This window comes from Gordonia sp. (in: high G+C Gram-positive bacteria), assembly GCF_020438995.1.
GTDB lineage: Bacteria > Actinomycetota > Actinomycetes > Mycobacteriales > Mycobacteriaceae > Gordonia.
In genome coordinates this window covers 1-9858 of sequence record NZ_JAGQTN010000289.1, presented here as the reverse complement: position 1 = coordinate 9858, position 9858 = coordinate 1, and the positions used below count along the sequence as shown (strand labels likewise).

Here is a 9858-nt window from a genome sequence, read left to right as displayed (position 1 = left end):
GCCTGCATCCCATCAACCTGGGACGGCTCGTGCTGGGTAAGGAATCGACGCTGCCCTGCACCCCGCGCGGTGTGATCCACCTGCTGCGCCGTTACGACATCCCGCTCGACGGGGCGCGGGTGGCCGTCGTCGGCCGCGGCGTCACCATCGGCAGGCCGATCGGGTTGCTGCTGACCCGCCGCAGCGAGAACGCGACCGTCACCCTCTGCCACACCGGCACCCGGGACCTGGCTGCCGAGGTGTCGCGGGCCGACATCGTCGTCGCCGCGGCGGGAGTCGGGCACCTGATCACCGCCGACATGATCAAACCGGGGGCCGCCGTCATCGACGTCGGGGTCAGCCGCAACGAGCAGGGACTCGTCGGTGACGTCGCCCCCGACGTGTGGGACGTGGCCGGGGCCGTCTCGCCCAATCCCGGTGGGGTTGGGCCGTTGACCAGGGCGTTCCTGCTGGTGAATGTCGTCGAACGGGCCGAAGCGCAACTCGCCGCACGCCGATGACCTCGCCGACGCCCGACGCATCGCCCCCTGACTCCGCGTCGCCTGACGCTCCGCTCCCGGACAGCGCAGCCCCGGACACCGCAGCCCCGGATACCGAAGTCCCGGACACCGAAGTCTCGGAAGCCGGGGCACTGGACGAGGAACATGAGCGGGTGGGCCCGCTGCGGGCGCTGCTGGTGGAGTTGCCATACATCCTGGTGCTACTCGCGGCACTGCTCGCGGCCGTCTTCGTGACGTTCGATCGCTGGCGGCGTGGGGTATTCGTCCTCGGTTCGGCTTTGTTACTCGGTTCACTCCTACGGGCTTTGCTGCCGTCGGAGCGTGCCGGATTGTTGCAGGTCAGAGGGCGTGCGTTCGATTCGGCGCTGATGGCCTCCGCAGGCGTGGCGATACTGTGGCTCGCCACATCGATCGACTCGTTGGGCACGGATTCATTACAGTAGGATTGCTAACTACTTCAATCGATCGGGAGATCGCCCATCACTTTTCCAGCAGCACCCAGCAGAACCGCATCCCAGGGCTCCACAGCCCTGGGAGTATCGGTTGGGCGGGGCCTGGTGCACTACGTCCTGCTGACCGACGACGAGTCCGGGCGCAGCGTGGTGGACAGCAGAGTGATCGACGTCGACCATCGTGACGGTCTCGACGACGTCGGCCGGGTCAACGCCGGTATCGACATCATGCTCAACGCGGCCGGCGATCAGGATCTGCATGTCACGGCAATCGGGGTGGCCACCCCCGTCGGTACCCGGCGTCGCGCCGTGGAGGGCAAGGGATCGGGCACCCGTCGGCAGATCCGCCTCTTCGCCGACGACGAGGCCATCGCCAAGTACCTGTCCGGCACCGGTGAGATCGACAGGTACTCGTCGGTCCTCGTGGTGGATTGCGGCGACAGCGGAATGTCGATGTACACGGTCGACCCGGCAACGCTGTGCACCGGGGAGGCCATGCGTTCCCGGGCGATCAGCGGCCGCAGCATCGACGAGGCCATCGCCCGGTCGGTGACCCGGTCCGAACCGGACATCGCCGACGGCCCGGGATTCGGTCCGGGCCTGCGCGACGTGATCAGCGCCTGCCGCACGGCAAAAGAGGATCCGGCCCAGTCGGCACACAGCACACAGGGGCAGATCCCGCACGTCGCCGGGGTCGGCAAGGTCGACGTAACCGAGGGCATGGTCGCCGATGCGGTCGCACCGATGGTTGCGCGGGCCCGGCGTGCCGTTGCCGATGCCCTGGCCGTCGCGGCGAAGCGGGGTGCGGACCCCGAGGCCGTGGTCCTGGTCGGCGGGCTTGCGAACATTCCGGCGGTACGGACGATCGTGACCCGCCATGGGAGCAGAGCCGCGGTGATCCCGGCCATGCCGGAGCTGGCGTCGGCGGTCGGTGCCGCACGGCTCGCGGCAGCCCGGGCGGGCGCCTCGCGACAGACGGTCATCGGCGGCGGAATCACCCGCGGGCTGCTGTCCCCGCTGCCGCTGGCGGTAGTGGCCGCGCTCCTCGGTGCGGTGCTGATGACCCTGTACGCGGTGGGCACCACCCTGGCAGGACGTGAAGTGCCCGGCCCGGTGGAAGCACCGACCGTGGCCGAGCAACCGTCGATGGACCGTTCGTCGGCGGTCGGGGCGACGACGCGCTCATACCGGCGCCTACCCGAACAACGGCGGACGCAGCTGTCCTCCAGGGTTCCGCGGACCGAACCGTCGTGGACGGACACGCCGGGCTGGGCCACGATCGAACTCCCGCCGCCGGAGGCGTCGTCGACCACGACTCTGCGTCCGGCACCGCCCGCCGACGACGGTGTGCCGAAGACCACGCTTGTCCCGCCTCCGCTGCGGCCCGAGACGTCAGCGCAGGCCCCGGGACCGTCGACGACCAGACCGCCGTCATTGACCGGGGAACCCTCACAGACCGGGGAACCATCCTCACCGGAGAAGCCGGAAACGCCGTCGTCGGGGAGTCCGGAGCCGAGCGACCCGGGCTCGGATCCGTCGTCCGGGCCGACCGCCGGTGAGGTGCCCTCGGATTCGGGGAGCGGTAACCAGATCAGTGCCCCGGCCGACGCCGGGCCCACGGCGGAGTCGACGTCGGGCACCGACCAGGAGTCAGGCACCGAGGTGCCGGAACCGGAAGGCACGTCGGAGAATCCCTAGGACCGCCGGTCCGGTCCGGAGACGGCTGTGCCCGTCCTACGGACGGGTTTGCCGCGCGACTTCGGCCGTGTACCGCAGCAGATCGGCGACCTCGTCGGTCTCGGTGAGGAAGCCGTCGTGTCCCTTCTCCGAATGCACCACATGCAGCCCGCCGACGGAGTTTCCGAGACCCTCGGCGAGCTCGTTCTGCAGGCGCAGGGGAAACAGCATGTCCGAGTCGATACCGCCGATGACCACGGGAACGGTACAGCCACGCAGCGCCGCCTCGACCCCGCCCCGATTCCTGCCGACGTCGTGGAGATTGGCCACCTCGGTCAGGAGGACATAGCTGCCGGGATCGAATCGCTCGATCAGTTTTTCCGCCTGATACTCGAGGTAGCTTTCGATGGCGTAGCGGCCGCCGGTGAGGGGGTCCTCACCCGTTTGGGGTGAATTGCTGAATCGTTCGTCCAGCTCTGCCTCACCGCGGTAGGTCAGATGTGCGAGCCTGCGGGCGATACCCATGGCCGCGGCGGGAGACCTGCCGGTGCCGTAGAAGTCACCACCCTGCCAGTCCGGGTGGGCTCTGATCGCGGCGAGCTGCGCCGTTTGCATACCGACCTCGAACGCGGTGGCACGGGCGCTGATCGCCAGTACCAGTGCGGAGCGGAGCCGGTCGGGGAACCCGATGGCCCATTCGAGCGAGCGAGCGCCGCCCAGCGATCCGCCGATCACACACGCGACCTTGTCGATGCCGAGCCGATCCATCAGCCATACCTCGGCCCGGACCTGGTCGAGCAGCGTGATCCTGGGGAACCGCGAGCCCCAGGCCTTGCCGTCGGGTGCGATGGACGAAGGTCCGGTGGAACCCTGGCAACCGCCAAGGATGTTCATCGAGATGACACACCACTCGTCGGTGTCGATGGCACGCCCTTGGCCGATCACCTCACTCCACCAGCCGCCGGCCGGGTGCTCGTCATCGGCCGGGCCGGTGACATGGGAATCGCCGGTCAGCGCGTGCAACGCGAGGACCACGTTGTCGCGGTCCGGTGACAACGTGCCCCAGCGCTGGAACGCCATCGTCACGTTGTCGAACACCTCGCCGCTGTCGAGTGGCAGCGGAGCCAGCGTGGTGTAGGCCAACTGGCCGTCGGGAAGGTCCTCCCAGGACGTCACATCCGACAGACTGCCGACCCCTTGATTCGCGCTCGTTTGATTTGCGCTCGTCTGATTCGTGGTCATCGGCAGGAGTCTACCTGCGGCCTGCGCGGGCGATCTCGGTCGTGTACCGCAGCAGGTCCCCGATGGCGTCGGCCTCGGTGAGGAACCCGTCGTGGCCCTTGTCCGAACGCACCACATGCAGTCCGCCGACGGCATTGCCGAGGTTCTCGGCGATCTCCACCTGCAGGCGCAGTGGGTAGAGCCGGTCCGAGTCGATCCCGCCGACGACCACGGGTACCGTGCAGCCGCGCAACGCGGCCTCGACACCGCCACGTCCCCGGCCGACGTCGTGGGTGTTGAGCGAATCGGTGAGTACGACGTAGCTACCCGGGTCGAATCGCCGGCCCAGTTTGGCCGACTGATGTTCGAGGTAGCTTTCGACGGCGTATCGGCCGTCGGCGAGCGGATTCTCCGAACCCTGTGCGTCGTTGCCGAACCGGTCATCGAGTTCGACCTCGGCACGGTAGGACAGGTGCGCCATCCGCCGGGCGATACCCATACCGGTGGTGGGGGCCCGGCCGGTGCCGTAGTAGTCGCCGCCCAGCCAATCCGGATCGGCCTTGATCGCGGTGATCTGGGTGGACTGGATGCCGATCTGATCGGCGGTGGCGCGCGCTCCGACAGCCAGCACCAGCGCGGACCGGATCCGGTCGGCGTGTCCGACAGCCCATTCCAGCGCCCGCGCACCACCCATCGAACCGCCGAGGACCGACGCCACCTGGCCGATGCTGAGCGCGTCCATCAGGGCCAGTTCGGCCCGCACCTGGTCACCGATCGTGACCCGCGGGAATCGCGATCCCCAGGGCCGGCCGTCCGGTGCGATCGATGACGGTCCGGTGGACCCGCGGCAACCACCGAGGACATTGGCCGAGACGACGCACCATTGGCCGGTGTCGACGGCGCAACCGGGACCGATCAGCCCGTCCCACCAGCCCGCGTCCGGATGGTTCTCGTCCGCGGGCCCGGTGACATGTGAGTCGCCGGTGAGAGCGTGCAGTGTGAGAACGACGTTGTCGCGGGCGGGCGACAACGTGCCCCAGCGCTGGAACGCCAGGGTCACGTCGTCGAGTCTCTCGCCGTTGTCGAGCGTGAGCGGCCCCACCGAGGTGTACATCAGCTCCCCGTCGGGAGTGTTCTCCCAGTCGAGGTCTCCGGTGGTCTCGGCTACCGGTTGGTCAATACTCACCGGCAAGAGTTGCTCACTTGTTCTCACGCATCACCTGTTCACTTGGCCGCGACGAATCCCTGCTCAAGGTCGGCGATGATGTCGTCGATACCTTCGATACCGACGGCGAGCCGGACCAATCCGGGGGTCACTCCGGCGGCGAGCTGCTCTTCGGGCGTCAACTGGCTGTGGGTGGTCGACGCCGGATGGATCACCAGGGAACGGACGTCGCCGATGTTGGCGACATGGCTGTGCAGCGTCAGCGCGTCGACGAACCGCTTGCCGGCATCGACTCCGCCGGTGATCTCGAACGCGACGATAGCGCCCTGCCCCTTGGGAGCCAATTCTTGCCCGCGCTCGTACCACGGCGACGCCGACAGACCGGCATAGGTCACCGACGTGACCTGCGGATGATCGTTGAGATGCGCGGCGACGCGCTGCGCGTTGGCCACATGGCGCTCGACGCGCAGGCTCAGCGTTTCCAGACCCTGCGCCAGCAGGAAGGCGTTGAACGGCGAGATCGCCGCACCCGTGTCGCGCAGCAACTGCACGCGGATCTTCAGCGCGTATGCCGGCGCGCCGAGATCGGCGAACACGGCGCCGTGGTAGCTGGGGTCGGGGGTGGTGAATCCGGGGAACAGGTCGGTGCCGTCGCGCTGCACCCGCCAGTCGAAGGTTCCGCCGTCGATGATCACGCCGCCGATCGCGGTGCCGTGGCCGCCGATGTACTTGGTGGCCGAGTGGACCACGACGTCGGCTCCGTGGGCGAGCGGGTTGAGCAGGTACGGGGTGGCCACGGTGTTGTCGACGATCAGCGGCACGCCGTTGGTGTGGGCCACTTCCGAGATTCCCTTGATGTCGAGGATCTCGTTGCCGGGATTGGCGATGGACTCACCGTAGAAGGCACGGGTGTTGTCGCGGACCGCGGCCTGCCAGGAAGCGGGATCCTCGGGATCGTCGACGAAGGTGACTTCCACACCCAGCTTGGGCAGCGTGTAGTGGAACAGGTTGTAGGTTCCGCCGTACAGCCGGGGGCTGGCGACCACGTGACTGCCCGCCTCGGCCACATTGAGCAGCGCGTAGGTGGTGGCTGCCTGGCCCGAGGCCACCAGCAATGCCGCGACACCGCCTTCGAGTGCGGCCAGACGCTGTTCCACCGCGTCCTGCGTCGGATTCATGATGCGCGTGTAGATATTGCCGGGCTCGGCCAGGCCGAACAGGCTCGCGGCGTGCTGGGTGTCCTGGAAGGCATAACTGGTGGTCTGGTAGATCGGCAACGCGCGCGCCGGTCGTCGGATCCGGCGACTGGCCGACGTGGATCTGCTTGGTTTCGAAGCTCCAGTTGTCCGCTGGATTCGCTGCGTCAGACATGACGTGATACACAACTTTCTACGGTCGGCAGGGCCATGCGAGACCCTGGTGGGGTCCGACCTTCGGACCCGCGCTTGCCGGGAGGCCTGACGGCCCCCAACCCGGTCATCACCCGGAGCACCCCACCGCGGATGGAGGGTTGCCGATCAGCGAGCCGGGGCTTTGCGCTGATACTCATGACCTGGCGACAAGGATATAACACCGATTCGGGGCAAGGAGAACCCTCCTACTCAGATCGATTGCAACGCCGCCGATATCGGCGCCGCCATGAGCTGTGTGAACGATCTCACCGTGGCCTTCCGAAAATGGTGCCGCTGTCTGTCGCCGTTGCGGCTTTCGTGCCGGCTGAATCCACCCGACCCGTCCTGCAGTCCGCCGATCCGCCGCAACGAACCGGCGGTGATTCGTCGCGCCGTCCGGGGTGGGTGATCCTCGCGTCGGCACGTAGGCTCGGGAGCCGTGTCCATCGTCATCACCACGGTCAATGTCAACGGCATCCGAGCCGCGGTCAAACAACGCAACGAACGCAACGAGGGAATGCTGCGCTGGTTGTCGCACACGGCCTCCGATGTGATCCTTCTGCAGGAGATCCGGGCCTCGCACAAGCAGGCCGATGACGCGCTGGCTCCGGCACTGGCGAGCGGCTGGCATCTGACGATGACCGAGTCGTCGGTGAAAGGGCATGCCGGCGTGGGTGTGTTGAGCCGCACCGAGCCCGTCGCAGTGCGGACCGGATTCGGCAGCACCGAGTTCGACGGCCTCGGCCGGTATGTCGAGGCCGACTTCACCGACCCCGGTGCAGGCGAGCTGACCGTCGCCAGCCTGTACCTGCCCAAGGGTGCCGCCGACACCCCGCAGGACGCGGCCAAGTTCGAGGAGAAGAAGCGCTTTCTCGACGAGTTCGGCGTCCATCTCGGCCACCTCGGAGCACAGTCGAGGGGAGTGGTCGTCGGTGGCGACTGGAATATCGCTCCCGCCGAGGCGGACATCAAGAACTGGAAGGGCAACCTCAAGAGCCCCGGATTCCTGCCGCACGAGCGCGAGTGGGTCGCGGGTCTGCTGGCGTCGGGATGGTCCGATGTCGTCCGGGACCTGCACCCACAGGCAGCGGGACCGTACAGCTGGTGGTCGTGGCGCGGTAAGGCCTTCGACAACGACGCGGGCTGGCGCATCGACTACCTGCTGGCGAATGCGCCGATGGCGGCGCGGGCGGGTGCGGCGGTCGTCGACCGGGCCGACGCCTACGATCTGCGCTGGTCCGACCACGCACCTGTGACCGTCACCTTCGGCTGACGTGCCCGCGCGCGACAGGACGACGTGCCGACATAATCCGGTTGAACGGCTTTGAGACACTGGAACCCATGACGAGTGAAGACGCCGCCGGCGCAGGAGCCGAACCCCGCAGCGGCAAGCGGGTCCTGTCCGGAATCCAGCCGACCAGTGACTCCTTTCATCTCGGGAATTACCTCGGGGCGGTCCGTCAGTGGGTGCAGCTGCAAGAGGATTTCGACGCCTTCTACTTCATCCCCGACATGCACGCGATCACGGTGCCGCATGACCCGAAAGTGCTGCGTGAGCGCACCCGGGTGGCGGTGGCGCAGTTGCTGGCGGTGGGCGTCGACCCCGGCCGCGCGACGATCTACGTCCAGTCGCACGTTCCCGAGATCGCGCAGCTGACGTGGGTGCTCTCGTGCCTCACCGGTTTCGGCGAGGCGAGCCGGATGACCCAGTTCAAGGACAAGTCCGCGAAGCAGGGGGTGGATGCGGCCGGAGTGGGCCTGTTCACCTACCCGATCCTGATGGCCGCCGACATCCTGGCCTTCCAGGTGGATCTGGTGCCGGTGGGTGAGGACCAGCGCCAGCATCTGGAGCTGACCCGCGATCTTGCGCAACGCTTCAACAAGCGGTTCGGCCGGGCGCTCCGGGTACCCGAGCCGTTCATCGTGTCCGAGTTCGCCAAGATCTACGACCTGCAGAACCCGACCTCGAAGATGAGCAAGTCGGCCGACACAGACAAGGGCCTGATCAATCTGCTCGACGACCCGAACCGCTCGGCCAAGAAGATCCGTTCCGCGGTCACCGACACCGGTGCCGAGATCAGCTTCGACCGCGAGAACAAGCCGGGTGTGAGCAACCTGCTGACCATCCAGTCCGCGCTCAGCGGCGTCGGTGTCGATGACCTCGTCGCCAAGTACGCGGGTAAGGGGTACGGCGACCTGAAGGTCGACACCGCCGAGGTGCTGTCCGATTTCGTGGAGCCCTTGCGTGGGCGGGTCGCCGAATACACCGCAGATCCGGCGTATCTCGACGGGATCCTCGCGGTGGGAGCACAACGCGCGCGCGAGATTGCATCGGACACACTCAAGGTTGTGTATGACAAAGTAGGCTTCCTGGCACCGAAGGTGTGAGGGCGCATCTCCCTCGCATCGCGACGAGGGAGACATCGGGGATGAGTTCTGCGATCGATTCGGCCAAGGGCGCGGTGAGCTCGGGGAAGGAGAAGTTCGCCGAGGCACAGCAACGATGGCCGTTGCTCAAACACATCCTCGACACGGTCACCCGATACGGCGAACGCCGCGGAAACCTGCACGGTGCCAGCATCGCCTTCACCGGCATCCTGGCGCTCATTCCGGTCCTGATGGTCGCGTTCGCCATCGCCGGTTATGTCCTGGCGGGCAATCAGGAGTGGCTCGACAAGATCCAGGACTCGGTCGTCGAGCAGATGCCCGGCGACATGGGCTCCCAGGTGTCCGATCTGATCGATTCGGCGATTTCCTCCCGCGCCACGGTCGGTGCGGTCGGTCTGCTCGGTGCCGCGTTCACCGGTGTCGGCTGGATGTCGGGCGTGCGGATGGCGCTGACCGAAATGTGGGGCGGCCGCATCAAACGCAACGCGGTGCTGGCCAAGCTCGGCGACCTGCTGACCTTCGTGGTCCTCGGCCTGGCATTCATCGTCACGATGGCGCTGAGCGCACTGGGCAGCAGCGGGCTGCTCAACGAGAGCATGAAGTGGCTGATGATCGACGACATGCCTTGGGCGGCAACCCTTATCCGGGTAACGTCGATCACCGTCTCGTTGTGTGCGTCGTGGATGCTGTTCACCTTCGTCCAGGCACGCCTGCCGCTGATGAAAGTGCCGTTCCGCCGTTGCCTGCGGGCCGGTCTGCTGATGGCGGTGGCCTTCGAGATCCTCAAGACCTTCGGTGGCATCTACCTGACATCGGTGACCAGAGGCCCGGCCGGTGCGGCCTTCGGCTCGATCATCGGCATCATGGTGTTCGCCTACCTGGCATCGCGAATCCTGTTGTACGCCACGGCCTGGTGCGCCACCGACCCGAGGAACGAGGCATACCAGGTGGTCGACCAGATCGAGCCGCCGACCGAAGAGGACGAGCAACGAACCGTCGTCGTTTCGCCGACGTATACGGTCAGCCCGACGCCGCGGCCGTCGGTGATCGCCGGTGCATTGGCG

General features: G+C 67.1%; 7 protein-coding genes, 2 pseudogenes and 1 riboswitch. Of the genes and pseudogenes, 6 read left to right on the top strand and 3 right to left on the bottom strand.

Features of this window, described 5'->3' with window-relative positions; translation table 11 throughout:
* The 3 genes and pseudogenes from KDB67_RS20500 to KDB67_RS20490 form a co-directional block, all read left to right on the top strand.
* A pseudogene (locus tag KDB67_RS20500) lies at positions 1-500 on the top strand (bifunctional methylenetetrahydrofolate dehydrogenase/methenyltetrahydrofolate cyclohydrolase); the annotation flags it as partial.
* Positions 501-631: 131 nt separating this feature from the next.
* On the top strand, positions 632-943 hold the full coding sequence (locus KDB67_RS20495) for a DUF3017 domain-containing protein (RefSeq protein ID WP_291020024.1): 312 nt from the start codon (positions 632-634) through the stop codon (positions 941-943).
* 114 nt (positions 944-1057) lie between these two features.
* Complete coding sequence (locus KDB67_RS20490) at positions 1058-2650, top strand: Hsp70 family protein (protein WP_291020011.1); 1593 nt, start codon at positions 1058-1060, stop codon at positions 2648-2650.
* 36 nt (positions 2651-2686) lie between these two features.
* Here KDB67_RS20490 and KDB67_RS20485 read toward each other — a convergent pair whose 3' ends face one another.
* The 3 genes and pseudogenes from KDB67_RS20485 to KDB67_RS20475 all read right to left on the bottom strand — a co-directional run bounded on the left by KDB67_RS20485 (position 2687) and on the right by KDB67_RS20475 (position 6386).
* Positions 2687-3871, bottom strand: coding sequence for a homoserine O-acetyltransferase (locus KDB67_RS20485; protein ID WP_291020008.1), 1185 nt, complete (start codon positions 3869-3871; stop codon positions 2687-2689).
* Positions 3872-3881: 10 nt separating this feature from the next.
* Entirely contained in the window at positions 3882-5042 is a 1161-nt protein-coding gene (locus tag KDB67_RS20480; RefSeq protein WP_291020021.1) for a homoserine O-acetyltransferase, read from the bottom strand.
* Positions 5043-5074: 32 nt separating this feature from the next.
* Positions 5075-6386, bottom strand: a pseudogene (locus KDB67_RS20475) (bifunctional o-acetylhomoserine/o-acetylserine sulfhydrylase).
* 65 nt (positions 6387-6451) lie between these two features.
* Positions 6452-6568, bottom strand: a riboswitch (SAM riboswitch).
* A 277-nt stretch (positions 6569-6845) separates the two neighbouring features.
* Here KDB67_RS20475 and KDB67_RS20470 point away from each other — a divergent pair.
* The 3 genes from KDB67_RS20470 to KDB67_RS20460 form a co-directional block, all read left to right on the top strand.
* Positions 6846-7679 (top strand): exodeoxyribonuclease III, encoded by an 834-nt coding sequence (locus KDB67_RS20470; RefSeq protein WP_291020006.1) that lies wholly within the window; start codon positions 6846-6848, stop codon positions 7677-7679.
* Positions 7680-7747: 68 nt separating this feature from the next.
* The gene (trpS, locus tag KDB67_RS20465; protein WP_291020004.1) at positions 7748-8794 is read left to right on the top strand and encodes a tryptophan--tRNA ligase; all 1047 of its coding nucleotides are present in this window, start codon (positions 7748-7750) and stop codon (positions 8792-8794) included.
* 41 nt (positions 8795-8835) lie between these two features.
* A partial coding sequence (locus KDB67_RS20460; RefSeq protein WP_291020002.1) for a YhjD/YihY/BrkB family envelope integrity protein occupies positions 8836-9858 on the top strand: 1023 nt, incomplete at its 3' end.

Excerpts from the sequence above, each read along its gene's own strand:
- KDB67_RS20485 (WP_291020008.1), bottom strand. The coding sequence starts at position 3,871 with ATGACCACGAATCAGACGAGCGCAAATCAAACGAGCGCGAATCAAGGG.
- trpS (WP_291020004.1), top strand. The coding sequence starts at position 7,748 with ATGACGAGTGAAGACGCCGCCGGCGCAGGAGCCGAACCCCGCAGCGGC.